The sequence below is a fragment of the Curtobacterium sp. CFBP9011 genome (genome assembly GCF_034045095.1).
Taxonomy (GTDB): domain Bacteria; phylum Actinomycetota; class Actinomycetes; order Actinomycetales; family Microbacteriaceae; genus Curtobacterium.
In genome coordinates this window covers 171,975-197,299 of the sequence record NZ_JAXCWN010000001.1, presented here as the reverse complement: position 1 = coordinate 197,299, position 25,325 = coordinate 171,975, and the positions used below count along the sequence as shown (strand labels likewise).

Below are 25,325 nucleotides of genomic sequence, written 5' to 3'. Positions count from 1 at the left end.
CCGGTCATGCAGACCGGCCCCGGGCCTCCCGTCCGTCAGCGCGCGGCGACACGCACGGTGACCGCCTCAGCGCTGCGGCAGGTCCCGCTCCGGGTACCCCACGTACAGCTGCTGCGGGCGGCCGATCTTGTTGAGCGGGTCGTTGTTGAGCTCGCGCCACTGGGCGATCCACCCGGGCAGCCGGCCGATGGCGAACAGCACCGTGAACATCCGCGGCGGGAAGCCCATCGCCTTGTAGATGATGCCCGTGTAGAAGTCGACGTTCGGGTAGAGCTTGCGGCTGACGAAGTACTCGTCCTCGAGCGCGATCTGCTCGAGCTCCTTCGCGATGTCGAGCAGGTCGTCCTGCACGCCGAGGGCCTCGAGGACCTCGTCCGCGGACTCCTTCACGAGCTTCGCGCGGGGGTCGTAGTTCTTGTAGACGCGGTGTCCGAAGCCCATGAGCTTCACCCCACGCTCCTTGTTCTTCACCCGCTCGACGAAGCGCGTGACGGGCTCGCCGGAGTCCTTGATCTGCTGCAGCATCTCGAGCACGGCCTCGTTCGCGCCGCCGTGCAGCGGGCCGTAGAGGGCGTTGATGCCGGCGGAGATCGAGGCGAACATGTTCGCCTTCGTCGACCCGACCAGGCGCACGGTGGCGGTCGAGGCGTTCTGCTCGTGGTCCTCGTGCAGGATGAGCAGCCGGTCGAGCGCCTTCGAGAGCACCGGGTTCGGCTGGTACGGCTCGGCCATCGTGCCGAAGTTGAGCCGGAGGAAGTTGTCGACGAAGGACAGCGAGTTGTCCGGGTACAGGAACGCCTGCCCGATGGCCTTCTTGTGGGCGTACGCGGCGATGACCGGCAGCTTGGCGAGGAGCCGGACGGTCTGCAGCTCGACCTTTTCCGGGTCGTCGACGTCCATGTCGTCCTCGTAGTACGTCGACAGGGCGCTGACCGCGCTGGACAGGACGGACATCGGGTGCGCCGAGTGCGGGAGCGCGTCGAACAAGCGGCGCAGGTCCTCGTGCAGCAGCGTGTGCCGGCGGATGCGGCTGTCGAACGCGTCGAGCTCGCTCGCGCTGGGCAGCTCGCCGTAGATGAGGAGCCATGCGACCTCGAGGAAGGTGCAGTTCGAGGCGACCTGGTCGATCGGGTAGCCGCGGTACCGCAGGATGCCCTGGTCGCCGTCGATGTACGTGATGGCGCTCTTCGTCGAGCCGGTGTTCACGAAGCCGTAGTCGAGCGTGTTCAGCCCGGTCTGCTTCTTGAGCGTCGAGATGTCGATCGTGGAGGCGCCGTCGACGCTCTGCAGGATCGGGAACTCCGCCGTTCCCCCCGGGTACGTCAGCGTGGCCGTCTCGGTCGCCTGTTCGGCGCCGGGGCTCACGGGGACGGGCGTCGTGGGCGGTGTGGCCGTCTTCTGAGCGTCGTTGGCAGTGTCAGTCACGCTGGACAGCCTAATCGCGGCGACTGTCGGTCCGGTACATGCAGCTGCTCATAAGTTTGGGGGGAACCGCTGTTGTGCACAGGCGTCGCCGGTGGGCGGGTGGCCGGACGGGAGGCCCGTCAGCCGTTGGCGACTCGGCCTGCGCTGGCGAGACGCTGGGCTGCGGCGGCGATCCGGTCGTCCGTCGCGGTCAGCGCGACGCGCACGTGGCGGGCGCCGGCGGCCCCGTAGAACGTGCCCGGGGCGACGAGGATGCCGTGCTCGGCCAGCCAGGCGACGGTGTCGAGCGCGGGCTCGTCGCGGGTCGCCCAGAGGTACAGGCCGGCACCGCTGGCGTCGATGCGGAAGCCGGCGCGTTCGAATGCCGTCCGGAGCACGTTCCGTCGGTTGCGGTACCGGGTCTTCTGCTGGTGGACGTGGGCGGTGTCCTCGAGCGCGACGATCATCGCGTGCTGGACGGGCAGCGGCGGCATCATGCCGGTGTGCTTGCGGATCGCCAGGACGTCGGCGAGCAGCGCCGGGTCGCCGGCGACGAACGCGGCGCGGTAGCCGGCCAGGTTCGACTGCTTCGACAGCGAGTAGACGCTGAGGACGCCGTCGAACGAGTCGCCCACGACACGGGGGTCGAGGATCGTCGGGGTCGGCGTGGTGTCGTACGGGGCGTCCCAGCCGAGTTCGGCGTAGCACTCGTCGCCCACGATCACGGCGCCGAGTTCGCGGGCGCGGACGACGGCGGCGCGCAGCTGCTCGATCGAGAGCACGCGTCCGTCGGGGTTGCCCGGCGAGTTCAGCCAGACGAGCTTCGTGCTCGACGGCCACGCGGCGGGGTCGTCGGCGGCCAGGGCGTCGGCGCGCACCAGGGCGGCGCCGAGTTCGTAGGTCGGGTACGCCGCTTCCGGGAACACGACCGTGTCACCTGGGCCGAGGCCCATCCAGAGCGCCAGGCCCGCGATGAACTCCTTCGACCCGATCGTCGGCAGCACGTGGTCGGCGGTGAGCTCGACGCCCTGTCGCCGGCCGTACCAGGCGGCGATCGCTTCACGGAGGGCCGGGGTGCCGGCGACCTGCGGGTAGGCGTGCGCGTCGGTGGCGTCGGCCAGGGCGCGTCGGACGACGTCCGGGGTGGGGTCGACCGGCGACCCGACACTGAGGTCGACGATGCCGCCGTCGTACGCCGCGGCGCGCTGCTTGTACGGGGCGAGCTGGTCCCAGGGGAAGTCGGGCAGGTCGAGCGGCACGGGTCAGGCCCGCGGCTGCGCCATGACGACCGGGTGGTCCGCGTGGATCACGCCGACCTTTGCTGCGCCACCGGGCGAACCGATCTCGGAGAAGAACTCGACGTTCGCCTTGTAGTAGTCCGCCCACTGCTCGGGGAGGTCGTCCTCGTAGTAGATGGCCTCGACCGGGCACACCGGCTCGCAGGCACCGCAGTCGACGCACTCGTCCGGGTGGATGTACAGCGACCGGTCACCCTCGTAGATGCAGTCGACGGGGCATTCGTCGATGCACGCGCGGTCCTTGACGTCGACACAGGGCTGGGCGATCACGTAGGTCACGAGCGAGTGCTCCCTTCCGGGGGTTGAGCGACTGCCAGCCTACTCGTGCGGGGCTGCGACCACGGACCGCGCCCCGTCCGTCGGCGGCTGTCCGTCCGTCGGGCGCTGCCCGTTCGTCAGCGGGTGGGCCCGGAGCCCGGTGAGGTCGGGCCAGGCGAGGACGAGCATCGCGACGACCGCCGGACCGAACGTCCACACGTAGCCGGCGGCGTTCGCCAGGACCAGTGGGGAGGTCGGTCCGGCCACGGCGACGAGCACCTGGGTGGCGAGGATGATCCCGATGCCGACCGCCGCGACGAGCAACCGCGACCGGTACAGCAACCGGACGCCGACGACGATGCCGATCACGATGAGGCTGGTGATGACCATGCCGATCGGGGCGGTGCTCCACGAGCCGATCTCGACGGTCTGCTGGTGGGTGATCGTGCCGAGGGCGCCGACGAGGACACCCACGACGGCGGCCACGACGACCGCGGTGGCCTTGCCCTGCCCGGACATCTCGGCGTAGGTCTGCGGGGCGGCCGGAGCCGGGGGTGCGTCGTGCCGGAAGGCCTCGACCGCGGGTACCTGGTGCCGGACGCCGTGCGGCATCACGTACGACAGCGACGCGGGGTCCTGCGGGTCGGCGGGGTCGACGGCGACCTGGCTGCGGTACTGCTCGAGCGCCGCTCGGACCCGCCCACGCACCGGCAGGACGTCGACGGTGAGGTCGGCGAGCCCGGAGTCGGCGTCCACGATCATCGAGAACGCGACCTCTTCGGCCTGCGCGGCGTACCGGGCTGCGGCGTGGATACGGAGGTGGTCCGGGTGCCCGTACCCGCCGTCGTCGCCGTAGCTGACGACGGCGTCGGCGCCGGTCGAGCGGATGGCGGCGCGGACGTCGTCGACGACCTCACCGAGGTCGGCGCGGGTGAGCGAGTCCGCAGGGGCGTCGCCGGCCGAGGTGGCCCGGCCGTCCGGCCCCCACTGCATGCCGGAGTCCGTGTAGCGCCGTGCCGGGAGGTCCGTGGGACGGGCACCAGGACCGCCGAGCCAGAGGTGCGCGGGCCCGCCCAGGGCAGCCAGGGCCGCGGCGATCTCCGTCTCACGGTGCGCGGCGACCCGGAGGCCGTCCCCCGCCAACGGCGCGAGCTCGCTGGTGAGCATCTCGCCGCGCTCACCACGGGTGGCCGTCAGGACGGTCACGTGGGCGCCGAGTTCGAGCAGCGTCGCGATGGTGCCGCCGGACGCGAGCGTCTCGTCGTCGGGGTGCGCGTGGACGAAGAGGACGCGCTCGGGGCGTGTGACCGTGGACATCGCCTGCAAGCGTACGGGACGCCGTCCGGGCGGCGGCCGGACGAAGCGGAGGTGAGCGGCCGGACGGAGCGGAGGTCAGCGGGGCGTGACGATGTACGTCGCGGTGGCGCCACCGTCGTGGTCGGACGAGAAGGTCACGACGACCCGGTGGTCGTCGCTCCGGAACAGCCCGAAGGCACTCGACGAGTCGGCACGCTCGGCCGACTTGGTGAAGCCGGCGTCCGCGAGCTGCTGCGCGGCCCGGGCGAAGTCGTCGACCGAGGACGTGTGCACCTGGACGACCCACCCGGAGCCCGCGGGTCCGGCTCCCCCGCCGAGCACCGTGCCGTCGACGAGCGGGACGGCCGCGGACGGGAAGCCCGCGGGCACCTGGCCGTCGCTCGTCACCTTCGTGCCCTTGAGCGCGGTGTCGAGGGCGCCGTCGATCCCACCGGCGACCTTCGCCATGCCCTGCTGGATGGCGGCACCGTCGATGCCCTGCACGGACTCGGAGACACTCGACGCCACGGACGAACCGAGGTCGGTCGCCTGGGTGAGCGTCTCGGTGGAGCAGCCGCTCAGGCCGGCGAGGGCGACACCGGCGGCGACGGCGGCGGTCAGGGAGGTGCGGATCGGGTGACGCATGCCGGTACCGTAACCGCCCCGACCTCGAACTGGTCGAGCATCGGCTGGGTGATCACCCGCACTGGGGTCATCGGCGCTGGGTCATCCGCGCCGGGGGCAGCCGGACGCCGCGGCGCGTCAGTCGAGCGTCGCCCGGGCTGCCGCGACCAGGGCGTCGACCCCGACCGGGATCGCAGTGTCGGCCTGCGGCGCGTAGAACGGCGAGTGGTTGCTCGGGATGTCCTCACCACGACGGAACAGCTCCGGGTCGGTGATGCCCGTGAACCAGTACACGATCGGGGCTCCGGCGGCGGTCGCGAGCTGTCCGACGTCCTCAGACGCCATCGCCAGCCCGGACTCCATGTCGACGGCGTGCGGCACGACGGCCCGCACCGCCTCGAGCACGACCGCGGCCTGGTCCGCGTCGTTCACCAGGACGTCGGCGCCCGGGGCCCGCTCGATCGTCGGCGCAGCCAGTCCCCCGGCGTCGCTCTCGGCACGGACGATCCGCTCGATCGAGGCGATGATCGCCGCGCGGGTCTCCTCGTTGCGCGCCCGGGTGGAGATCTCGATGACGGCCGTGTCCGGGATGATGTTCGGCCGCGTGCCGGCGTGGAACGAGCCCACGGTGACGACACCGGCGTCGCTCGGACCGACCTCGCGCGAGACGATCGTCTGCAGTCGGACCACCGCCGACGCCGCCGTGACGATCGGGTCGAGGGACGCCTGCGGCGCGGACCCGTGGGCACCGCGACCGTTGAACGTGACGGTGAAGCGGTCGCTCGACGCCATCACGGCGCCGGACCCCACGGCGACGACGCCGACCGGAGCCGGGGCCGAGTGCTGTCCGAGGACCACGGTCGGCTTCGGGAAGCGCTCGACCAGTCCGTCGTCGATCATCGCGCGGGCGCCGGAGATGACCTCTTCCGCCGGCTGGAACACTGCAACGACGGTTCCGCTCCAATCCGCCCGGGTCGCGACCAGGCGCTCGAGGGTGCCGAGCAGCCACGTCACGTGGATGTCGTGCCCGCAGGCGTGCATGGTCGGACCCTCGTTGCCGTCCTCGTCCGTCGCGCGGGCGGTGCTGGCGTAGGGCAGGCCGGTGCGCTCCTGCACGGGCAGCCCGTCCATGTCGGCGCGGAGCCAGACCACCGGGCCGTCACCGTTCTCGAGGACCCCGACGACGCCGGTCCCGCCGACACCCGTGGTGACGGTGATGCCGCCGATCTCGGTCAGGCGGTCGACGACGACGCCCGCGGTGCGGTGCTCCTGGAAGCCGAGTTCCGGGTGGGCGTGCAGGTCCTGGTAGATGGAGAGCAGGTCGAGAGTCACCCGTCCACCGTATCTCCCGACCGTGTCTCCCGACGCCGACGGCCCGGCCACCTGCGAGCGGTGACCGGGCCGTGGGACGGAGGACGGGCCTCCAGGGTGTGGCTTACGCGTCCTGGCGCTTGAGGCGCGCGTAGGAGCGCTGGCGAGCCGACGCGTCCAGCTCGACCTTGCGGATGCGGACCGCGTCCGGGGTGACCTCGACGCACTCGTCCTCGCGGGCGAACTCGAGGCACTCCTCGAGCGACAGCTGCCGGGACGGCGTCATCGACTCGAACGTGTCGGCGTTGGCCGAACGCATGTTGGTGAGCTTCTTCTCCTTGGTGATGTTCACGTCCATGTCGTCGGCGCGCGAGTTCTCGCCGATGACCATGCCCTCGTAGACCTCTTCCGTCGGCTGGACGAAGAACGACATGCGCTCCTGGAGGTTCGTGATGGCGAACGGGGTGACCACACCGGAGCGGTCGGAGACGATCGAACCGTTGATGCGGGTCTGGATCGCACCGGCCCACTCGTCGTAGCCGTGGAAGATCGCGTTGGCGATGCCGGTGCCGCGCGTCTCCGTGAGGAAGGACGTGCGGAAGCCGATGAGGCCACGCGACGGCACGATGAACTCCATGCGGATCCAGCCGGTGCCGTGGTTCACCATGTTCTCCATGCGGCCCTTGCGGGCAGCCATGAGCTGGGTGATGGCGCCGAGGTGCTCCTCCGGCGTGTCGATGGTCATGTGCTCGTACGGCTCCTGCAGCTTGCCGTTCTCGTCACGCTTGGTGACGACCTGCGGCTTGCCGACGGTGAGCTCGAAGCCCTCGCGACGCATCTGCTCGACCAGGATGGCGAGTGCGAGCTCGCCACGACCCTGGACCTCCCAGGCGTCCGGGCGGCCGATGTCGACGACCTTGAGCGAGACGTTGCCGACCAGCTCGCGGTCCAGGCGCTCCTTGACCATGCGGGCGGTGAGCTTGTGGCCCTTGACCTTGCCGACGAGCGGCGAGGTGTTGGTCCCGATCGTCATCGAGATCGCCGGCGCGTCGACCGTGATGGTCGGCAGCGGACGGACGTCCTCGGGGTCGCTCAGGGTCTCACCGATGGTGATCGTGTCGAAGCCGGCGACGGCGACGATGTCGCCGGGGCCCGCGGACTCGGCCGGGAAGCGGTTGAGTGCCTTGGTGATGAGGAGCTCGGTGATGCGGGCGTTGACGACGGTGCCGTCGTGCTTGACCCAGGCGACCGTCTGGCCCTTCTTCATCTCACCGTGGAAGATGCGGAGCAGGGCGAGGCGACCGAGGAACGGCGACGCGTCGAGGTTGGTGACGTGCGCCTGCAGCGGGTGCTCGTCGTCGTACGTCGGGGCCGGGACGTGCTGGAGGATCGCTTCGAAGAGCGGCTCGAGGTCGTCGTTGTCGGGCAGCGTGCCGTCTTCGGGCTTGTTGCGCGACGCGGCACCGTTGCGGCCGGAGGCGTAGACCACCGGGACGTCGAGGATCGCGTCGAGGTCGAGGTCGTCGACCTCGTCCGACATGTCGGAGGCGAGACCGAGGAGCAGGTCCTGGCTCTCCGAGACGACCTCGTCGATGCGCGAGTCCGGGCGGTCCGTCTTGTTGACGAGCAGGATCACCGGGAGCTTGGCGGCGAGCGCCTTGCGGAGCACGAAGCGCGTCTGGGGCAGCGGGCCCTCGGACGCGTCGACGAGCAGGACGACACCGTCGACCATGGAGAGGCCGCGCTCGACCTCACCACCGAAGTCGGCGTGGCCCGGGGTGTCGATCACGTTGATCGTGATGGGGCCGCCCGCGCCGAACTCGGCGGCGTGCTTGCCGTTGTAGAGGACCGACGTGTTCTTCGCGAGGATGGTGATGCCCTTCTCGCGCTCGAGGTCGTTCGAGTCCATCATGCGGTCTTCGCCCTCGAAGTGGGCGTCGAACGAGTTGGTCTGCGTCAGCATCGCGTCGACGAGGGTGGTCTTGCCGTGGTCGACGTGTGCCACGATGGCGACGTTGCGCAGGTCGGACCGAGTGGCGAGCGCCATACAGGACATCCTTTTGTGTTCGGAAGATGATCGGGCGAGTGCCCGGGGTTCGGGCCGTTCCCGAGGGTTCCCGGGCCGAGCCCGAGGTGTTCTCGGGACCAGCCCGAGGTGCGGGACCGTGCCCGACGGATTTCGGGACCATGCCCGACTCGCCAGTCTACCGGTAGTTCGCAAGCAGAGGGAGTACAGCGTATGAGCCGTCGGCGAACGTGGACCGAGATCACCATCGTGCTCATGCTGTCACTGGGCGCGAGTGCGCTCTACTCGGTCCTGCAGATCATCGACGACCTGTCCCAGACGACACCGCTCGGGCAGCAGTCGACGGCACTGAACACCTCGACGACGACCGTGCAGTACGTCGACCTCGCCCGCCAGCTGCTGGGCATCGCGGCCGACCTGGCGCCGGTCGCGCTGGTCTGCATGCTGCTCTGGAGCTCGTCACGCCCACACCTCGGCCGACTCGGCATCGACCGCTTCCGCGTCCGTCCGGACCTCGGCGGCGCGGCGCTCATCGCCCTCGGCATCGGCATCCCCGGACTCGCCCTGTACTTCACCGGTCGGGCACTCGGCATCACGGTCGCCGTCGACCCCGCCGCCCTCGGCTCGTACTGGTGGACGATCCCGGTACTCCTGCTGTCCGCCGTCCGCTCAGGGCTGCAGGAAGAGGTGATCGTCGTCGGCTACCTGTACTCGCGGCTCGGCGACCTGGGATGGGGGCGGTGGCAGGTCATCCTGTCCACCGCGGTCCTCCGCGGCAGCTACCACCTGTACCAGGGCTTCGGCGCGTTCGTCGGCAACGCGGTGATGGGCGTCGTCTTCGGCTGGATCTACACGAGGTGGGGCCGCCTGCTCCCCCTCGTCATCACGCACGTGCTCCTCGACGCCACCGTCTTCGTCGGGTACCCGTTCGTCGCGCACGCGTTCCCGGCCCTCTTCTCCTGACACCGGCAGCCGACTTCTCCACAGACATCCCGAGTTCTTCCGGGTCGCCCGGCTGAAATGCTACGTTCCACACACTGCTCCGAGCGATGTGGGGAACGATGGGGATCGAGTTCGACGACGTGGCCGTGTCACGGCTGGTCGCGTGCCTGACGGACGTGGCGTTGCGCCTCCGAGCCAGCGGCGCGGGCCGACGAGCGAGCGCGGAACGCGCGCTGCAGGACTTCCACGGTGCGTACGCCCGGTTGTTCGCGGCGGCGCGCACGATCGAGTCGGAGGACCGGGGCCGGTTGACGAGGGCGCTCGAGGACCTGACGGTCCAGCTCCACGTCGTCAGCCGCCAGGCGGACGAGGAGCGTCGCCGACTGGAGGCCCGGATCGCCTGGCAGGAACGCGAACGGCGACGAGACCACGCGTTGGTCGCCGTCGGCGTCCCGCCGGGGTCGGTCCTGGACTGGGCGAGCGGCGCCTGGGACCCCGAGCCGTCGGCGACCCCGGTGCGCCCGACCCCGGTGTCCGCGGCCTTCCGCGCACGGCCACGGCAGCGCAGCGCCAGCGGCACCGGCAGCGGCAGCGGCAGCGGCAGCGGCAGCGGCGACGCGGGCGGCGGTCGGAGTGGCGCTGGTGGTCGGAGTGGGGCTGACCCGCGGCGGCTGCGCGAGTTCAGCGCCTCCGCCGGCGTGCAGGACGCTGCGACCGAACAGGACCTCCACCGGGTCCGGAACGCGTGGGCCGGCTTCACCGCGCGGTGTGCCTGGGTGCCGGTGGACGAGGCCACGTTGGTCGCCGGGTTCGGGGACCACCTCGCCGAGAACGTCGAGGACACCGCCTGGGTGCGTCGGATCGCGAACGCCTTCGCGGCCGCGGGCAGCGGGGTGTTCCTGGCGGACGGCGTGCTCGACGTCGCCGGGACGTCGACGCTGCCCACCGGACTCCAGCAGGTGTTCGACCCGTCAGCCACGTCGGCCGAGGTCGCGGCGGCGTGGTCGGAGCTCGGGCTGTCCGAGCACGACCTGCGCGCACTCCCCCTGACCACGACGCTGCAGGTCGCGAACCTCGACGGTGTCCCCGCCGCGGCGCGTGACATCGCCTCGCGCGCGGTGCTGCGGGCAGCGCTCGGGAACCCGGAGCGGGTGTACCGGATGCTCGGCCTGCGGTACACGCACGGCGCCGTGACGATGGACGAGTTCCGCCAGCAGGTCGCGGCGCTGTGGAAGGGCGTGCGGCGGGCGGACCGTCTCGCGCAGGAGCTGGAGTCACCCTCCGCCGCGGTCGCGCAGCTCGTCGGCTTCGGCGCCACGGACGGCGCACTCGTGGCAGCGGTGTCGCTCGGGGACCTCGACACGGCCTCGAACGTCACGGTGAACGTGCCGGGCGCGACCACGACGCTCGACAGCACGGACGGGCAGGTCCGTGCCGCCGCCGGTCTGCTGCGCGGCGCCGTTCGGCTCGCCCCGGCGTCGTCCTTCGCCGTCGTCTCCTGGATGGGCTACCGGGCACCGGAACTCGTCGAGGTGCCCGCGCACCGACGCGCGGTCACCGGCGGCGTCGAGCTCGCGTCCTTCGTCGACGGTGTCCGCGACAGCCGGCACGGCAACGCTCCGGGACGCCTCACGGTGCTCGGACACTCGTACGGTTCTGCGGTGGCGGTCGAAGCGGCTGCGCAGACGCGGCACCGGGTCGACGCCGTCGTCACCTACGGCTCGGTCGGGTTCACGAACGACACGCGGCCCGAGCACCTCAACGTCCGCCAGGTCTTCGCCACGGAGGGCGAACAGGACCACACGGCGCGCCTCGGCCGGATCGGCCGGACCGACCCTCGTGACCTCCCGGGCGTCCACGTCTTCTCGTCCGAGGCCGGGCCCGGGACGGAAGCGGTCACCGGCCACGACATGTACCCGCCGACCGGCGTCGGGTACCTGTCACCCGACGCCACGGCGCAGCGTCACATCATCGAGATCATCGCGACCGGGAGGCCCGGATGACGGCCTGGAACAGGACGGTCCGCACGATCGTCGCCGTCGTCCTGACTGTCGGACTGGCTGCCGGGTGCACGTCCGGAGGAGGAACCATGGAGCACGACGCCGGAGGACTCACACGGCAGGAGGTCGCCGCGCTCTCGTTGCACGAGGAGTACGACCGGTACCGCGAGCACTACCGGACGATGCAGCAGGTCCTCGCGGACGCGCAACGGCAGCTCTCCGTTGGCGAGTGGCACTGGAACGGCGGCGATGCCATCCCGCAGATCGGCGGTGACGGGATACGCCCGTTGGCCGGGGCCGACACGCAGAACACGTACGCGCTGGAGTCAGGCCGGTCCTGGGACCCGGACGGTGCGCACGGATCACGGTCCGATCTCGAGCCGTTGATCGACTACTTCGCCGCGAAGGGCTGGGGCCACCACGTCGAGCGGATCACGGACACCTACTACCTCGACGGGTACACCGACGACGGCTGGCGCATCCAGTACCTCGTCCAACCGAGTGGTCACTACTCGCTCGACGTCTTCAGCGACCTGTTCTGGACGAACGACGCCGACGCACTCTCCGAAGCCGTGGGCGGCCGCGCCGGCGGACGGCACCCGTCGTCCTCCCGACCCGGCGAGTACCCGGAACCGCCGACGTGGGACTCGCCGATCATCAGCCCACCGAAGATCTGAGCGGTGCCACGGACGGTCGCGCACCCGACCACGGACGGACGGAAGGCGGTGCGCACGTCGTGCGCACCGCCTCCCGTCCGTCGCTGGCTACGCCGCGATCGAGGCGACCTTCTCCGGGTAGTGGCACGCCGCCCGGTGGTCGACGTCCTCGCCACGACGGGGCGCCTTCTCCGGTTCGTCCGTCTCACAGCGGCGACGTTCCGCCTCGGGCAGGATCGCGAAGAGCGGGCAGCGCGAGCGGAACCGGCAGCCGGTCGGCCGCTCGGTCGGACTGGGCGGGTCGCCCGGCAGCAGGATCGTCGTGCGGGCCCGCTCGACGACGGGGTCCGGCACCGGCACGGCGGACATGAGCGCTGCCGTGTAGGGGTGCATCGGGCGTTCGAACACCTCGTCGACCGCACCCTCCTCGACGGTGCGGCCGAGGTACATGACACTGACGCGGTCGGCGACGTGCCGGATGACGGACAGGTCGTGCGAGACGAACAGGTAGGACAGCCCGAGGCGCGCCTTGAGTTCGGCGAGCAGGTTGAGCACGCCGGCCTGGATCGACACGTCGAGGGCCGAGACGGGCTCGTCGAGGACGATCAGGTCGGGCTCCACCGCGAGGGCTCGGGCGATGGAGATGCGCTGCCGCTGCCCGCCGGAGAACTCGTGCGGGTAGCGGTCGGCCTCGGCGGCCCGCAGTCCGACCAGGCCGAGCAGTTCCGGCACGCGCTCGTCGATCCGGGAGGCCGGAGCGCCGATCGCCCGGAGCGGCTCCGCGACGACGTCGTAGACCGACATGCGCGGGTCGAGGCTGGCGGACGGGTCCTGGAAGACCATCGAGATGCGCTGCCGCAGTGCCCGGGTTCCGGCTGCGCCGCGTGCGGTGGCGTCCGCGAGGGACTCACCGAACAGCTCGACGGTGCCCGCTTCCGGACGCTCGAGGTCCATCAGCTGGTGCAGGGTCGTCGACTTGCCGGAGCCGGACTCGCCGACCAGGCCGAGGGTCTCGCCCCGGCGGATGTCGAGGTCGACACCGTCGACGGCGAAGACCTCGCCGACCTTGCGGCGGAAGACGGCGCCCTTGACGAGCGGGAAGGTCTTCGTGAGGCCTTCGACGTGCACGACGGGCTCGCGGTCGGTGCGGGACGCCGCCACCGCGGCGGCGTGCTCGGGGATGACGGGCAGGGAGAAGATCCGGCCGGCGTCCGCGTGCGCGGCGGCGACCTCGGCGGTGCGGTGGCACGCGGCGGTGTGGCCGGCGGCGTGCGACGGCGCCCCAGCGGCGGCCGCGCCGGAGCCGGCAGCTGCGGCGTCGGCGGTGTCGAGGCCCGCAGCGGCGTCGACGGCGGTGACCCCGATGCCGACCGGCGGTGCGAGGACCGGCTCGGTCGACCGGCAGACCTCGCTGACGAGCGGGCAGCGCGCCGCGAAGGGGCAGGCGTCCGGCAGGCCGATGAGCGACGGCGGCGACCCGGGGATCGGCACGAGCGGCGACCGGTCGGTGGCGTCGAGCCGCGGGAGCGCCCCGATGAGCCCGATCGTGTACGGCATGCGTGGCCGGGCGAACAGCTCCTCGGCGGTCGCGGTCTCGACGATCCGACCGGCGTACATGACGGCGATCCGGTCGGCGATGCCCGCGATGACACCCAGGTCGTGGCTGACGAACACCAGGGCGGCGCCGGTCTCGCGCTGGGCGGTCCGGAGCACCTCGATGATCTGCGCCTGGATCGTGACGTCGAGTGCTGTGGTGGGCTCGTCGGCCAGGATCACGTCCGGGTCGTTCGCCATCGCCATCGCGATCATGGCGCGCTGCCGCATGCCGCCGGAGAACTCGTGCGGGAAGGCGTCGACGCGGCGGGCGGGCTCGGGGATGCCGACGAGCCCGAGGAGCTCGATGGCACGGGCCCGGGCCTCGGCCTTCGAGGCACCGCGGTGCAGGCGGACGGTCTCGGCGATCTGGTCGCCGATCGTGTACACCGGCGTGAACGCGGACAGCGGGTCCTGGAAGACCATCGCGACCTTGTCACCGCGCAGGCGGCTCATCTGCTTGTCGGAGCGACCGAGCAGTTCATCGCCGTCGAGTTGGACGGAGCCGGTGACCTTCGTGGTGTCGGGCAGCAGGCCGAGGACGGCCAGGCTCGTCACCGACTTACCGGACCCGGACTCGCCGACGATGCCCAGGACCTCGCCACGGCGGAGTTCCAGGTCGACGCCGCGGACCGCGTGCACGGTCCCCCGCGGGGTCGGGAAGCGGACGTGAAGGTCACGGACCCGCAGGATCGGCTCGGTGCTGGTCGTCGGCGTCGCGGCCGACCCGTTCGTGATGGTGCTCATGCTGCTTCCCCGGTCGTCAGTGCGGCGGTCATGCGCCGGAACCGGCCTGTGTGTTCAACGCGGCCACGTCCACGGCCGCCTGGTTCTGGTCACGACGGCGGTTGCGCTTCTCACGCTTGCCGGTCGTCGAGGTCGGGTCGAGGGCGTCACGCAGCCCGTCGCCGATCAGGTTCGCCGCGATCGCGAAGACCACGAGCGCGCCGGCCGCGAAGTAGAACAGCCACGGGCTGGTCAGCGCGTTGTCCTGGTTCTGGGCGATCAGCGTGCCGAGCGAGACGTCCGGCGACTGCACGCCGAAGCCGAAGTAGCTCAGGGTGGTCTCACCGAGCACCGCGGTCGCGACCTGGATCGTGCCGTCGATGATGAGGAAGGACGCCACGTTCGGCAGGACGTGCCGGAAGATGATCCGGAACGGGCCGATCCCCATGTACCGGGCGGCGCGGACGAACTCGCGCTCCTTGACCGACAGGGTCATCGAGCGGACGACGCGGGCGGTGATCATCCAGCCGAACAGCGTGATGAGCACGACCAGGACGATCCATCCGGCGTTCTGGATGCGCGGGCTGATGATCGCGATGATGAGGAACGACGGCAGCACGAGCAGCATGTCGACGAAGAACATCACGATGCGGTCGACCCAGCCGCCGAAGTACCCGGCGGCGGCGCCCGTGATCGCGGCGATGGCGGTCGAGAACACGGCGACGAGCAGGCCGATGAGCAGGCTCTTCTGCATGCCGCGGGCCGTCTGGGAGAAGACGTCCTGGCCGATGCCGTTCGTGCCGAACCAGTGCGTGGCGCTCGGCGGCCGGGTGAACGCCGTGTAGTCGATCTGCGAGTACTGCCAGGGGCTGACCAGCGGGCCGAGGAACGCGAAGGCGAACAGCAGCACGATGACGATGACGCCGATGCCCGCGCCGCGGTTCATGAACAGCCGTCTTGTTGTCTGCAGGAACCGGTTGCCCTGCCGCTTCGGGCGGGCCGGGGTGTCGCTCTTCGCGATGAGCGAGGGGTCGACGGGTTCGATCCGGGTGTCGGTCATGTCATGCCCTCCTGACGCGCGGGTCCAGCGCTGCGGTCGCGACGTCGGCGAGGAACCCGGAGATGAGCACCACCACCGCGGCGAACAGCGTGTACGCCGTCACGACGTTGACGTCGTTGCCGTTCACCGCGTCGATGAACCACGAGCCGAGCCCGTTCCACGCGAAGATCTTCTCGGTCAGGGTCGCGCCGGTCAGGATGCCGAGGAACCCGTAGGCGAAGAGCGTGGTCATCGGGATGAGCGCAGTACGCAGGCCGTGCTTGAACGTGGCCCGTCCCCGCGTCAGCCCCTTCGCCCGGGCGGTCCTGAGGAAGTCCGAACCCAGGACGTCGAGCATCGTCGCTCGCTGGTACCGGCTGTAGATGGCGATGAGGCCCAGCGCGATCGAGATCGTCGGGAGCAGCAGGTGCGCGCCGCGGTCGACGAGCAGCGTCCACGCCGACCCGTCGAGTCCGGGGGTCGCCTCGCCCGTGAAGTTGATGAGCTGGCTGCCGGCGTCCTGGTTCAGCTTCGTTGCACTGATCTTCAGGATGACCGCGGTCAGGAACACGGGTGTCGAGAACAGGACGATCGAGATCGCGGCGCTGACCCGGTCCGAGATCTTGTACTGCCGGATCGCGTTCCACACGCCGACGAGGACGCCGAGCACGATGCCGGCGATCGATCCGACGACCAGCAGCCGGAGACTCACCCCCAGCCGCGGGAAGAACTGGTCGTTGACCGAACGGTCCTGGATCGTCTGGCCGAGGTCGCCGTGCACGACCCCGTCGAGCCAGTGCCCGTACCGGATCACCACGGGGGTCTTGTCGTTGACGCCGATGTCGTCGAGCTTGGCGTCGATGACCTGTGCCGAGGGCGCAGGGTTCCGCTGCGCGTAGACGGAACGGGGGCTGAACGTCGCTGACGCGAGGAAGTAGGTCAGCGAGGTCGCGAGGAACACGAGCACGACGTAGTACACGAATCGACGCGCCAGGAAGCGGATCATGGAGGCCACCATAGGGCCTCGTTTGTTTCCGGTACATGTCGTCGCTCCGCCGGGCTCGTAACGAAAGTACGTCGGATACGGAAAATGCCAGTCGCCCCCACTCGGGGGCCCTAGGCTCAGCGACAACTTCCAGAGGGGAACGAAATGAAGCACAGGAACGTCCTCGCGGTGACGGCGACCCTCGCCGGGATCGCACTCGCCGTGACCGGTTGCTCGGGCGGATCAGGTGGATCCGGTGGGTCCGGATCCGACGACTCGGGCAAGAAGACGCTGCCGACCTCGGCACAGATCAACCCGAAGCCCGTCTCCGACCTCGAAGACGGTGGCACGCTCCGTCTGCCGATCTCGCAGTGGGTGTCGCAGTGGAACTACAACCAGGTCGACGGCCCGCTCGTCGACGCGGCGACGATCGAGCAGGCGACGATGCCGTACGTCTACACGATCGACGGCAAGGGTGCCCCCACCCTGGACACCGACTACGTGTCGAAGGCCGAGGTCACGAGCGACGACCCGCTCACGATCTCGTACACGATCAACGACAAGGCCAAGTGGAACGACGGCTCGGAGATCACCTGGCGTGACTTCGAGAACGAGTGGAAGACCACCAACGGCACGGACAAGGCCTACCTCATCGCCGGCTCCACCGGCTACGAGGACATCTCCTCCGTGACCAAGGGCGCGACCGACAAGGACGTCGTGGTCAAGTTCTCCACCCCGTTCTCGGACTGGAAGTCCCTGTTCAGCCCGCTGTACCCGGCCAGCCAGACCAGCACGCCGGACCAGTTCAACAACGGCTACAAGGGCAAGGTCCCGGTGTCGTCCGGTCCGTACAAGATCACGGACCTGAACGAGACCGCCGGCACCGTCACCATGAAGCCGGACGAGAACTGGTGGGGCGACAAGCCCAAGCTCGACCAGGTGATCTTCCGCTCGCTGGACGGCAACGCCGACGTCGACGCCTACCTGAACAAGGAGATCGACTCCGTCCTGACGACGACGTCGGAGCGCTTCGACCGGGTGAAGAACGCGAAGAACACGAAGATCCTCGCGTCGACGTCCGCCCAGTACACGCACGTCGACTTCTCGACGAACGGTCTGCTCAAGGACAAGCAACTCCGTCTGGCGATCCAGCACGCCGTGAACCGTGACGCCTTGGCCCAGGTCATCGGCGGGACGCTGCCCTACAAGCTCGGCACGCTCGACAACCACCTGTTCCTGTCCACGGACAAGGGCTACAAGTCGAACATCAAGCCGAACGCCACCTTCGACGTCGAGAAGGCGAAGAAGCTGCTGGACGACGACGGCTGGAAGACCGACGGGACCTACCGCTCGAAGGGCGGCAAGCAGCTGGCGATCGCCATCACGATCCCGTCCGGTGCCCCGACCTCGCAGCAGCTGGCCCAGGTCATGCAGCAGCAGCTGAAGGAGATCGGCGTCAAGCTCACCCTGAAGTCGGTCGCCACGGACGACTTCTTCGAGCAGTACGTCACCCCGGGCAACTACGACATGACGATCTTCGTCTGGGGCGGCACCGGCTTCCACTCCAGCTCGGCGACGATCTACACCTCGGGTGCCACCGGCCAGAACTACGGCCGTGTCAGCTCGGATGCGATCGACAAGCTGACGAAGCAGGCACTGTCCGAGCCGGACTCGGACAAGGCCAACGTCATCTGGAACAAGATCGACAAGCAGGTCTGGTCGATCGGGCACTCGATGCCGATCACGGCGAAGCCCGCGCTGGTCGCGCAGAACCCGAAGCTCGCCAACTACGGCGCGTTCGCGGGTGCGCAGAACATCGACTGGACGAAGGTCGGCTTCACCAAGTAGCCACCGACGGACAGACACGGAGGGCCGGACGCGTTGCGTCCGGCCCTTCGTGTATCCGGAACCGTGCGTCTTCGGCGAGCCGGTGTGCGCTCTCGCAGGACACGGACGGTGCGGTCCCCGTCACATCGAGTGCGCGGACCGTACTGTTGCCCCATGGCCATCCCCGAGACGGGCACCGCGGCGCCGGACTTCACCCTCCCCGGCATGATCGTCCGCGACGGCGTGCGCACGGACGCGGAGTACGCACTCACCGCCGAGCTCGGTCGCCCGGTTGTGCTCGCCTTCTACCCCGGCGACGCCACCCCCGTCTGCACCGCACAACTGTGCTCGTACCAGCAGGAACTCGACGACTTCCGCGACCTCGGTGCCGTGGTCTGGGGCATCAGCCCGCAGGGCCTCGACTCGCACGAGGGCTTCGCCCGGAACGCCTCGCTGTCGTTCCCCCTCCTCTCCGACGTCGCCGGTGACGTCGTCCGCGCCTACGGCGTGCACGTGCCCGGACTGGGACTCCGTCGATCGGTCTTCGTGATCGGTCCGGACGGCCTGGTGCGCTGGCGGCACGTGGGCCTGGTCGGCCTCCGCTTCCCGCGCGCCGAGGTCATCCGGGCCCAGATCGAGCTGCTCGTCGAATGAGGCGTTGACAGGAGCGGCCGACGGGGTGACGATGGACGCCCTGAGACCTCCGGGTTCGCCTCTCCGGGACATCGGGTCTCCTGCCGGTACGCGCTCGGCCTGTCTGGTCCGCTCGGTGGGTGGTCCCGGAGAGGCGCTCTCGTCGATCGGGCACCCGCCGTCTCCTAGGCTTGCCCCCATGCCCGAACCGACCGCGCCCGCCCGGCCGACCGTGCCCGTCCGGCCGACCGAGCCCGTCCGGATCGTCGCGACGAACCTCCGACGCTTCGCCGTCGCCCTCTGGGTCGTGGCGGTCGCACTCGTCGTCATCGGACTCCTCACGAACGGCCTCCGCGCCGCGTTGCTGGTGCCGGTGCCGTCCCTCTTCACCGCCTGGTTCGCCTGGGTGGTCCTCTGGCGTCCGCGCATCGAACTGACCGAGGACGAGCTGGTCGTGGTCGACGTCCGCCGGACCACGCGCTTCGCCTGGCGGCGCGTGCAGGACGTGCGGTCGAAGTACGGGCTCGAGGTCGTCACCGACCAGGGTGAGCAGCGGGTCTGGATCGCGCCGCGTCCGACGGCACGGCTCGCCCTCGAACGGCCGGGAGGCACGGTGCCGGTCACCGTCGCCGCTGCGGCCGACGAGATGCGTGCGCGGGTGCCCGCACCGCTCGAGTACGACGGCGCTCCCCCGGCGACCGTGACGGCTGCACCGATCGTCCACCGTGTGCACGGCTGGGCGGTCGTCGCCCTCGTCGTCCTGGGCATCGCCGGCAGCATGGCCGGCGCACGCCTCTGATCCGCTCCTGACGGAGCCTGACGGGGCCCCGCGCACCCCGACGCACCCTGACGCCGGACCGGTGCAGTCCTGCGCAACGCGGGGCGTGCCTCCCGTCCGGTGCCCGCAACGACGGAACGCGCCGTCCCGGAGCCGGGGCGGCGCGTTCCGTGTGTCGCTGGTGGTGCGGGTCAGCGACCGAACTCGAAGCCGGCGCCGGGGATGGCGGCCAGCAGGTCCTTCGTGTACTGCTCACGCGGGTTGGCGAAGACCTCGTCGGTCGTCGCCTTCTCGACGATCTGGCCCTTGCGCATCACGCACACGTTGTCCGCGACGAGGCGGACGACCGCCAGGTCGTGGGTGATGAACAGGTAGGTCAGGCCGAGCTCCGACTGCAGCTCGGTGAGCAGGTCCAGGATCTGGCCCTGCACGAGCACGTCGAGGGCGGACACCGCCTCGTCGAGGACGATGACCTCGGGCTTGAGCGCCAGGGCACGTGCGACGGCGATGCGCTGTCGCTGCCCACCGGACAGCTCGCTCGGGTACCGGTTGACCATCGACTTCGGCAGGGCCACCTGGTCGAGCAGCTCGAGCACCCGGGCGCGACGCGAGGCCTTGTCGCCGACCTTGTGCGTGCTGAGCGGCTCGGCGATCGTGTTCCCGACGTTGTACATCGGGTCCAGCGAGCCGTACGGGTCCTGGAACACGGGCTGGACGCGACGACGGAAGTCGAACAGGTCCTTGCCCTTGAGCGCGCCGATGTCGATGCCGTCGAACTGCACCGAACCGGACGTGATCGACTCGAGCTGCAAGACGAGCTTCGCGACGGTGGACTTGCCCGAACCGGACTCGCCGACGAGCGCCGTGGTGGTGCCCTTCGGGATCGCGAACGAGACGCCGTCGACGGCCTTGAGCTCGCGGGTCGCGATGCCCTGACCGCGCAGCTTGTAGACCTTCTGCAGGTCCTTGACGATGATCAGGTCCTTCGCCGGCGCGCTCTCACGAGCGTGGGCGCGGGCCAGGAGTTCGTCGTCCTCGCTGCCGTCCGCCGAGATCGAGACGGTCTGGTGCTGCACCTTCGACTGGATGCGACGGCTTGCGAGCGACGGTGCCGCGGCGACGAGGCGCTGCGTGTACGGGTGCTGCGGGTTCGCCAGGATCTCCTTCGACGGACCGGCCTCGACGACCTGGCCCTTGTACATCACCACGAGCTTCTCAGCGCGCTCGGCGGCGAGGCCGAGGTCGTGGGTGATGAACAGGACGGAGGTGCCGAAGTCACGCGTCAGGCTCTCGAGGTGGTCGAGGATGACGCGCTGCACGGTGACGTCGAGGGCCGAGGTCGGCTCGTCGGCGATGAGCAGCTTCGGGCGGCTCGACAGACCGATGCCGATGAGCACGCGCTGGCGCATGCCGCCGGAGAACTCGTGCGGGTACTGCTTGAGGCGGCTCTCGGCGTCACCGAGCCCGGCCTCCTGCAGGACCTCGATCGCGCGGGCACGGATCGCGGACTTGCCGGTCGCCATGCCGTTGGCCTTGATGGCCTCTTCGACCTGGAACCCGATCTTCCAGAGCGGGTTGAGGTTCGACATCGGGTCCTGGGGGACGTACCCGATCTCGGTGCCGCGGATCTCGGCCATCTGCTTCTCGTTCATGCCGACGAGCTCGCGCCCGTTCAGCTTGATCGAGCCGCCGGTGATCTGGCCGGTGCCGGGGAGCAGCTTGATGATCGCCTGGGCGCTCGTGGACTTGCCCGAACCGGACTCCCCCACGATCGCCAGGCGCTCGCCCTGCTCGAGGGTCATGTTCACGCCACGGACGGCCTGCACGAGACCGCTCTGCGTCTTGAACCCGACGTGCAGGTCGGTGATCTCCAGCAGCGGGGCGCCGGGGGTGCCGGACGCCTTGGCGTTCGGCGAGGTGAGTGTCTCGCTCATCGGCGGGCCCTCGCCTTCGGGTCGAGTGCGTCGCGGACCACGTCACCGAGGAGGAGGAACGCGAGCACGGTGATGGAAAGGGCGGCGGAGGGCCAGAAGATCGTCGACGGGCTGGTGCGGATCGACGACTGCGCGGCGTTGATGTCGAGGCCCCAGCTGAGCGCCGACGCCGGCAGACCGATGCCGAGGAACGACAGGGTCGCCTCGGCGACGATGAACGTGCCGAGCGAGACCGTCGCGACGACGATGACCGGTGCCAGCGAGTTCGGGATGACGTGGCGCACCAGCGTGGTGAACCGGCTGACGCCGAGCGCTGAGGAGGCGGTGACGTAGTCGGCCTGTTTCGCACTGAGCACGGCACCGCGCATGATGCGGGCGATCTGCGGCCAGGCGAACACCGCGAGCACGAGCGACACCGTCACGGCGTTCCGCGCCGGGAGCACCGACATGAAGACGATCGCGCCGAGGACGGTCGGGATCGAGAAGAACACGTCACCGATGCGGGAGACGATCGTGTCGAGCCAGCCGCCGTAGAACCCGGCGAAGGCACCGATCACGATGCCGACGATCGTGACGAGCACGGTCGCGAGCAGCCCCACGATGAGCGAGTTCTGCGCACCCCAGATGACGCGGGCGTACACGTCGTACCCCTGGCGCGTGAAGCCGAGCAGGTGGCCGGCACGCGGACCCTCGTTGCTGTCGTTGAGGTTCGCAGCGCGCGGGTCCACGTGGGTGAACAGCCCGGGCGCGATCGCCACGACGATGATCAGCAGGATGAGGATCGACGAGATCCAGAACGTGGGACGGCGGCGCATGGACTCCCAGGCGTCGGTCCACAGCGAACGGGTCTTCTCGTCCTCGTTGACCTGGTCGACCGCCAGGAGCGGAGTCTCCTCGATCGGCGCGACGTAGTGCGTCGCCGAGCGGGGTTCAGTGTTACTTGGCATAACGGATCCTCGGGTCCAGGACGGCGTACAGCAGGTCGACCAGGAGGTTGGCGAGCATGAAGATGATGACCATCACGGCGACGAAGGAGACCACCGTGGGGCCTTCGCCGAGCTTGACGGCCTGGAACACCGTGCCACCCACACCGTGGATGTTGAAGATGCCCTCGGTCACGATCGCGCCGACCATCAGGTTGCCGATGTCGACACCCAGGTAGGTCACGACCGGGATCAGCGAGTTGCGGAAGATGTGCACCCCGACGACGCGGCGGCGGGACAGGCCCTTCGCGGTGGCGGTCCGCACGAAGTCGGCGCTCATGTTCTCGGCGACGCTCGCACGGGTCAGGCGGACGATGTACGCGAACGACACCGACGCCAGCACGATGGCGGGCAGCACGAGCTCCGACCAGGGCGCCTGACCGGAGACCGTCACGCGGAACAGCCCGAGGTTGATGCCGAGGACGTACTGCAGCAGGAACCCGACGACGAAGGTCGGCACCGAGATGAGCAGCAGCGAGACGACGAGGGCCGTCGCGTCGAACAGCTTGCCCTTGCGGAGACCGGCGATGACACCGACGACGATGCCGGCGACGGCCTCGAAGACGAGCGACAGGATCGCCAGGCGCGCGGTGATCGGGAACGCCGCGGCGAGCTGCTGGCTGACCGGCAGGCCCGAGAACGTCGTGCCGAGGTCACCGCGGAACAGGCCACCGATCCAGAGCAGGTACTGGACGAAGAAGGGCTTGTCGAGGTTGTACTGCTGCCGGATCGCCTCGATCACCTGCGGTGACGGCTGGCGGTCGCCGAACAGTGCGGCGACGGGGTCCCCGGGCAACGAGAACACCATGAAGTAGATGAGGAACGTGGCCCCGAAGAAGACGGGGATGAGCTGCAGGAGGCGCTTGCCGAGGTACCAGAGCATCAGATCCCTGCCTGGTTCACAGCGCGCATGTCGTTCAGGTTCATGTCGTGAGGGGTGGACGGTCCGAGGGTCGGCACGGGTGTCCGGTGCGGGCGGCGGCGCCCGCGTTCGTGGGGGAAGGTGTTGACCGCCGTGGTACGGGGGCTCGGGGACCATGGTCCCCGAACCCCCGTCCGGTTGGCCGCGGAGCAGGATACCTGTCCGCGATGTGTCTCCGAGGAGACCGAGTGTTACTTGGTGACCTCGACGTCGTAGTACAGCGGGACGGAGTCCCAACCGAACTTGACGTTCTTCACGTTGTCTGCAGACCAGACACCGGTCACGTTGGAGTACCAGAGCGGGATCTCGGGCAGGTCCTTGAGCAGCAGCTCCTGAGCCTGGTCGAAGAACTTGTTGCCCTCTTCGACGGACGAGGCCGAACGGCCCTTGGCGAGCAGCTCGTTGTACTCGGACGAGTCGTAGCGCGAGTAGTTGTTCGACGAGCCCTTGCCCATGGTCGGGCCGAGGAAGTTGTACAGCGACGGGTAGTCGGCCTGCCAACCGGTGCGGCTACCGCCCGTGAGCTTGTCGTCCGTCTGCAGCGCAAGCGCCTCGGCGAACGTCGGGAGTGCCTTGCCCTCGGCCTTGATGCCCAGCGTGCTGGAGATCGAGTTGGTCACCGCGGTGACCCAGGCCTCGTGTCCACCGTCAGCGTTGTACGCGATGGTGAGCGTGTCGTTGTACGGCGAGATGTCGTCGGCCTGCTTCCACAGCTTCTTGGCCTCCGACTTGTTGTACTCGAGGACGTCGGAGCCCTTGAGGTCCGCGGTCCAGCCGTCGATCACCGGGGAGGTGAAGTCCTTGGCCGGGGTGCGGGTGCCCTGGAAGATCTTGTTCGTGATCTGCTTGCGGTTGATCGACAGGGAGACCGCCTCGCGACGGAGCTGGCCCTCTTCGCCCTTCCAGTGGTCGAGGTAGTAGGGCAGGTAGATCGCCTGGAAGATCGCGGCGGCCTGGTTGACGTTCGAGTCGGGGAAGTCCGACTTGTAGGTCGAGAACGCGGCGTCCGGCACGGCGTCGAGGACGTCGAGGTTGCCGCCCTGGGCGTCGGAGTACGCGGTGTCCTGGGACGTGTAGAACGTGATCGTCAGACCACCGTTCTTCGGCTTGCGCTTGCCCTGGTAGTCCTTGTTCGTGACGAGCTTGATGTCCTGGTTGTGCGTCCAGGCGCTCTTGCCGTCGAGCTTGTACGGACCGTTGCCGATCGGGTTCTCACCGAAGGCCTTGGTGTCCTTGTAGAAGACCGAGGGGAGCGGCACGAAGGCGTTGTAGCCGAGCGACAGCGGGAAGTCCGACTGCGCCGACTTCAGCGTCACCGTGAACTCGTCGTCGCTCTTGACCTTGAGGCCGGTGAGCTCGGAGTCCTTGTCGGCGTCGTAGCCCTCGATGTTCTCGAAGAAGTAGCTCGCGCCCTGTGCGTTGGACTTCTGGGCTGCCCAGTTCCACGCCTTCGTGAAGGACTCGGCGGTGATCGCCTCGCCGTTGGTGAACTTCCACCCCGAGTTGATCGTGATGTCGAAGGTCTTCGAGTCGGTGGTCTCGACGTTCTTGGCGAGTTCCTTCACCGGCTTGCCGTCGGCGTCGTAGGTGAACAGACCATCGAACAGCGACGTGATGATCTTGCCGCCACCGGTCTCGGTGGTGTTCGACGGGATGAGCGGGTTCTGCGGTTCGCTGCCGTTCGTGGTGACGATGCCGGCGGCGTTGGCGGAGCCGGAGCCGGAGCCCGAGCCGCTTCCGCCACCGTTGCCGGAGCAGCCGGTCAGGGCAATTGCTGTGGCCCCGAGCACGGCGAGGGCAGTGAGCCCAGCGCGCTTCTTGATCAAGAGTTCCTCCTGGTGCATGGGACGCGCCGGGCACAGAGGTCCCTCCCGGCACGTTTGACTCCTGAACTGTAGGCAGTGCAGAGAGGACCGACCAAACCCTGGGCCCATCGGTTACACGCCCGAAACCAAGTTGCAGGATCGTTGCGGCATCCTGCAACATCCCCGCGTCTGGGACCGAGCGCCGCCGATCCATTGCGTTTGCATCAACGTCCGTGCAGCGTGGAGGTGACGCCCGGGTGAACCACAGGTGTTGTCCGCAACCGC

The 25,325-nt window shown here is 69.4% G+C and carries 20 protein-coding genes; 6 read left to right on the top strand and 14 right to left on the bottom strand.

Features of this window, described 5'->3' with window-relative positions; translation table 11 throughout:
- Window positions 1-66: 66 nt before the first annotated feature.
- The 7 genes from SOM35_RS00955 to typA form a co-directional block, all read right to left on the bottom strand.
- On the bottom strand, window positions 67-1,365 hold the full coding sequence (locus SOM35_RS00955; RefSeq protein WP_320514512.1) for a citrate synthase: 1,299 nt from the start codon (window positions 1,363-1,365) through the stop codon (window positions 67-69).
- 179 nt (window positions 1,366-1,544) lie between these two features.
- On the bottom strand, window positions 1,545-2,663 hold the full coding sequence (gene dapC, locus SOM35_RS00950) for a succinyldiaminopimelate transaminase (protein WP_253467741.1): 1,119 nt from the start codon (window positions 2,661-2,663) through the stop codon (window positions 1,545-1,547).
- 3 nt (window positions 2,664-2,666) lie between these two features.
- Complete coding sequence (gene fdxA / locus SOM35_RS00945) at window positions 2,667-2,981, bottom strand: ferredoxin (protein WP_110903275.1); 315 nt, start codon at window positions 2,979-2,981, stop codon at window positions 2,667-2,669.
- A 39-nt stretch (window positions 2,982-3,020) separates the two neighbouring features.
- Entirely contained in the window at window positions 3,021-4,277 is a 1,257-nt protein-coding gene (locus SOM35_RS00940) for a PIG-L family deacetylase (RefSeq protein WP_320513960.1), read from the bottom strand.
- Window positions 4,278-4,352: 75 nt separating this feature from the next.
- Window positions 4,353-4,901, bottom strand: a complete 549-nt coding sequence (locus tag SOM35_RS00935) for a hypothetical protein (RefSeq protein WP_221849960.1) — start codon at window positions 4,899-4,901, stop codon at window positions 4,353-4,355.
- A gap of 117 nt (window positions 4,902-5,018) precedes the next feature.
- On the bottom strand, window positions 5,019-6,212 hold the full coding sequence (locus tag SOM35_RS00930; protein ID WP_111075668.1) for an amidohydrolase: 1,194 nt from the start codon (window positions 6,210-6,212) through the stop codon (window positions 5,019-5,021).
- A gap of 103 nt (window positions 6,213-6,315) precedes the next feature.
- Window positions 6,316-8,238, bottom strand: coding sequence for a translational GTPase TypA (typA, locus tag SOM35_RS00925; RefSeq protein WP_111075669.1), 1,923 nt, complete (start codon window positions 8,236-8,238; stop codon window positions 6,316-6,318).
- Between the two features lie 192 nt (window positions 8,239-8,430).
- On the opposite strand from typA, the gene SOM35_RS00920 reads away from it, so the two are divergent.
- The 3 genes from SOM35_RS00920 to SOM35_RS00910 all read left to right on the top strand — a co-directional run bounded on the left by SOM35_RS00920 (window position 8,431) and on the right by SOM35_RS00910 (window position 11,836).
- Complete coding sequence (locus SOM35_RS00920) at window positions 8,431-9,180, top strand: CPBP family intramembrane glutamic endopeptidase (protein ID WP_221849958.1); 750 nt, start codon at window positions 8,431-8,433, stop codon at window positions 9,178-9,180.
- A 98-nt stretch (window positions 9,181-9,278) separates the two neighbouring features.
- Complete coding sequence (locus SOM35_RS00915) at window positions 9,279-11,162, top strand: alpha/beta hydrolase (RefSeq protein ID WP_320513956.1); 1,884 nt, start codon at window positions 9,279-9,281, stop codon at window positions 11,160-11,162.
- 86 nt (window positions 11,163-11,248) lie between these two features.
- Window positions 11,249-11,836 carry a hypothetical protein gene (locus SOM35_RS00910; protein ID WP_320513955.1) on the top strand — a complete coding sequence of 196 codons (588 nt, stop codon included), beginning with the start codon at window positions 11,249-11,251 and terminating at the stop codon, window positions 11,834-11,836.
- An 87-nt stretch (window positions 11,837-11,923) separates the two neighbouring features.
- Here SOM35_RS00910 and SOM35_RS00905 read toward each other — a convergent pair whose 3' ends face one another.
- From SOM35_RS00905 to SOM35_RS00895, 3 genes are read right to left on the bottom strand one after another with little or no spacing between them, the layout of a single operon-like run.
- Window positions 11,924-14,155: an ABC transporter ATP-binding protein gene (locus tag SOM35_RS00905; RefSeq protein WP_320513954.1), complete on the bottom strand. Its 2,232-nt coding sequence runs from the start codon at window positions 14,153-14,155 to the stop codon at window positions 11,924-11,926.
- A 28-nt stretch (window positions 14,156-14,183) separates the two neighbouring features.
- The gene (locus SOM35_RS00900) at window positions 14,184-15,194 is read right to left on the bottom strand and encodes an ABC transporter permease (RefSeq protein ID WP_111075674.1); all 1,011 of its coding nucleotides are present in this window, start codon (window positions 15,192-15,194) and stop codon (window positions 14,184-14,186) included.
- Window position 15,195: 1 nt separating this feature from the next.
- On the bottom strand, window positions 15,196-16,179 hold the full coding sequence (locus SOM35_RS00895) for an ABC transporter permease (RefSeq protein WP_111075731.1): 984 nt from the start codon (window positions 16,177-16,179) through the stop codon (window positions 15,196-15,198).
- A gap of 144 nt (window positions 16,180-16,323) precedes the next feature.
- On the opposite strand from SOM35_RS00895, the gene SOM35_RS00890 reads away from it, so the two are divergent.
- The 3 genes from SOM35_RS00890 to SOM35_RS00880 all read left to right on the top strand — a co-directional run bounded on the left by SOM35_RS00890 (window position 16,324) and on the right by SOM35_RS00880 (window position 19,417).
- A complete protein-coding gene (locus SOM35_RS00890; RefSeq protein ID WP_290157233.1) occupies window positions 16,324-18,006 on the top strand; it encodes an ABC transporter family substrate-binding protein in 1,683 nt (560 codons plus the stop codon).
- 153 nt (window positions 18,007-18,159) lie between these two features.
- A complete protein-coding gene (locus SOM35_RS00885; RefSeq protein WP_111075676.1) occupies window positions 18,160-18,639 on the top strand; it encodes a peroxiredoxin in 480 nt (159 codons plus the stop codon).
- 178 nt (window positions 18,640-18,817) lie between these two features.
- Window positions 18,818-19,417 carry a hypothetical protein gene (locus SOM35_RS00880; protein ID WP_320513950.1) on the top strand — a complete coding sequence of 200 codons (600 nt, stop codon included), beginning with the start codon at window positions 18,818-18,820 and terminating at the stop codon, window positions 19,415-19,417.
- Window positions 19,418-19,587: 170 nt separating this feature from the next.
- Here the strand turns inward: SOM35_RS00880 and SOM35_RS00875 are convergent, their stop codons facing one another.
- The 4 genes from SOM35_RS00875 to SOM35_RS00860 form a co-directional block, all read right to left on the bottom strand.
- Window positions 19,588-21,330, bottom strand: coding sequence for a dipeptide ABC transporter ATP-binding protein (locus tag SOM35_RS00875; RefSeq protein WP_221851185.1), 1,743 nt, complete (start codon window positions 21,328-21,330; stop codon window positions 19,588-19,590).
- A complete protein-coding gene (locus SOM35_RS00870; RefSeq protein WP_221851183.1) occupies window positions 21,327-22,277 on the bottom strand; it encodes an ABC transporter permease in 951 nt (316 codons plus the stop codon). The genes SOM35_RS00875 and SOM35_RS00870 overlap by 4 nt, the downstream gene beginning before the upstream one ends.
- Window positions 22,267-23,196, bottom strand: a complete 930-nt coding sequence (locus SOM35_RS00865; RefSeq protein WP_204608988.1) for an ABC transporter permease — start codon at window positions 23,194-23,196, stop codon at window positions 22,267-22,269. Before SOM35_RS00865 ends, SOM35_RS00870 begins: the two co-directional genes overlap by 11 nt.
- A 230-nt stretch (window positions 23,197-23,426) precedes the next feature.
- Window positions 23,427-25,061, bottom strand: coding sequence for a peptide ABC transporter substrate-binding protein (locus SOM35_RS00860; RefSeq protein ID WP_320513949.1), 1,635 nt, complete (start codon window positions 25,059-25,061; stop codon window positions 23,427-23,429).
- Window positions 25,062-25,325 lie beyond the last annotated feature (264 nt).

What these genes read in the sequence shown, in the direction of transcription:
- SOM35_RS00940 (WP_320513960.1), bottom strand. Translation starts at nt 4,277, where the DNA reads ATGTCCACGGTCACACGCCCCGAGCGCGTCCTCTTCGTCCACGCGCAC.
- SOM35_RS00935 (WP_221849960.1), bottom strand. Translation starts at nt 4,901, where the DNA reads ATGCGTCACCCGATCCGCACCTCCCTGACCGCCGCCGTCGCCGCCGGT.
- typA (WP_111075669.1), bottom strand. Translation starts at nt 8,238, where the DNA reads ATGGCGCTCGCCACTCGGTCCGACCTGCGCAACGTCGCCATCGTGGCA.
- SOM35_RS00920 (WP_221849958.1), top strand. Translation starts at nt 8,431, where the DNA reads ATGAGCCGTCGGCGAACGTGGACCGAGATCACCATCGTGCTCATGCTG.
- SOM35_RS00915 (WP_320513956.1), top strand. Translation starts at nt 9,279, where the DNA reads ATGGGGATCGAGTTCGACGACGTGGCCGTGTCACGGCTGGTCGCGTGC.
- SOM35_RS00910 (WP_320513955.1), top strand. Translation starts at nt 11,249, where the DNA reads ATGGAGCACGACGCCGGAGGACTCACACGGCAGGAGGTCGCCGCGCTC.
- SOM35_RS00905 (WP_320513954.1), bottom strand. Translation starts at nt 14,155, where the DNA reads ATGAGCACCATCACGAACGGGTCGGCCGCGACGCCGACGACCAGCACC.
- SOM35_RS00900 (WP_111075674.1), bottom strand. Translation starts at nt 15,194, where the DNA reads ATGACCGACACCCGGATCGAACCCGTCGACCCCTCGCTCATCGCGAAG.
- SOM35_RS00895 (WP_111075731.1), bottom strand. Translation starts at nt 16,179, where the DNA reads ATGATCCGCTTCCTGGCGCGTCGATTCGTGTACTACGTCGTGCTCGTG.
- SOM35_RS00890 (WP_290157233.1), top strand. Translation starts at nt 16,324, where the DNA reads ATGAAGCACAGGAACGTCCTCGCGGTGACGGCGACCCTCGCCGGGATC.
- SOM35_RS00885 (WP_111075676.1), top strand. Translation starts at nt 18,160, where the DNA reads ATGGCCATCCCCGAGACGGGCACCGCGGCGCCGGACTTCACCCTCCCC.
- SOM35_RS00880 (WP_320513950.1), top strand. Translation starts at nt 18,818, where the DNA reads ATGCCCGAACCGACCGCGCCCGCCCGGCCGACCGTGCCCGTCCGGCCG.
- SOM35_RS00875 (WP_221851185.1), bottom strand. Translation starts at nt 21,330, where the DNA reads ATGAGCGAGACACTCACCTCGCCGAACGCCAAGGCGTCCGGCACCCCC.
- SOM35_RS00870 (WP_221851183.1), bottom strand. Translation starts at nt 22,277, where the DNA reads ATGCCAAGTAACACTGAACCCCGCTCGGCGACGCACTACGTCGCGCCG.
- SOM35_RS00865 (WP_204608988.1), bottom strand. Translation starts at nt 23,196, where the DNA reads ATGCTCTGGTACCTCGGCAAGCGCCTCCTGCAGCTCATCCCCGTCTTC.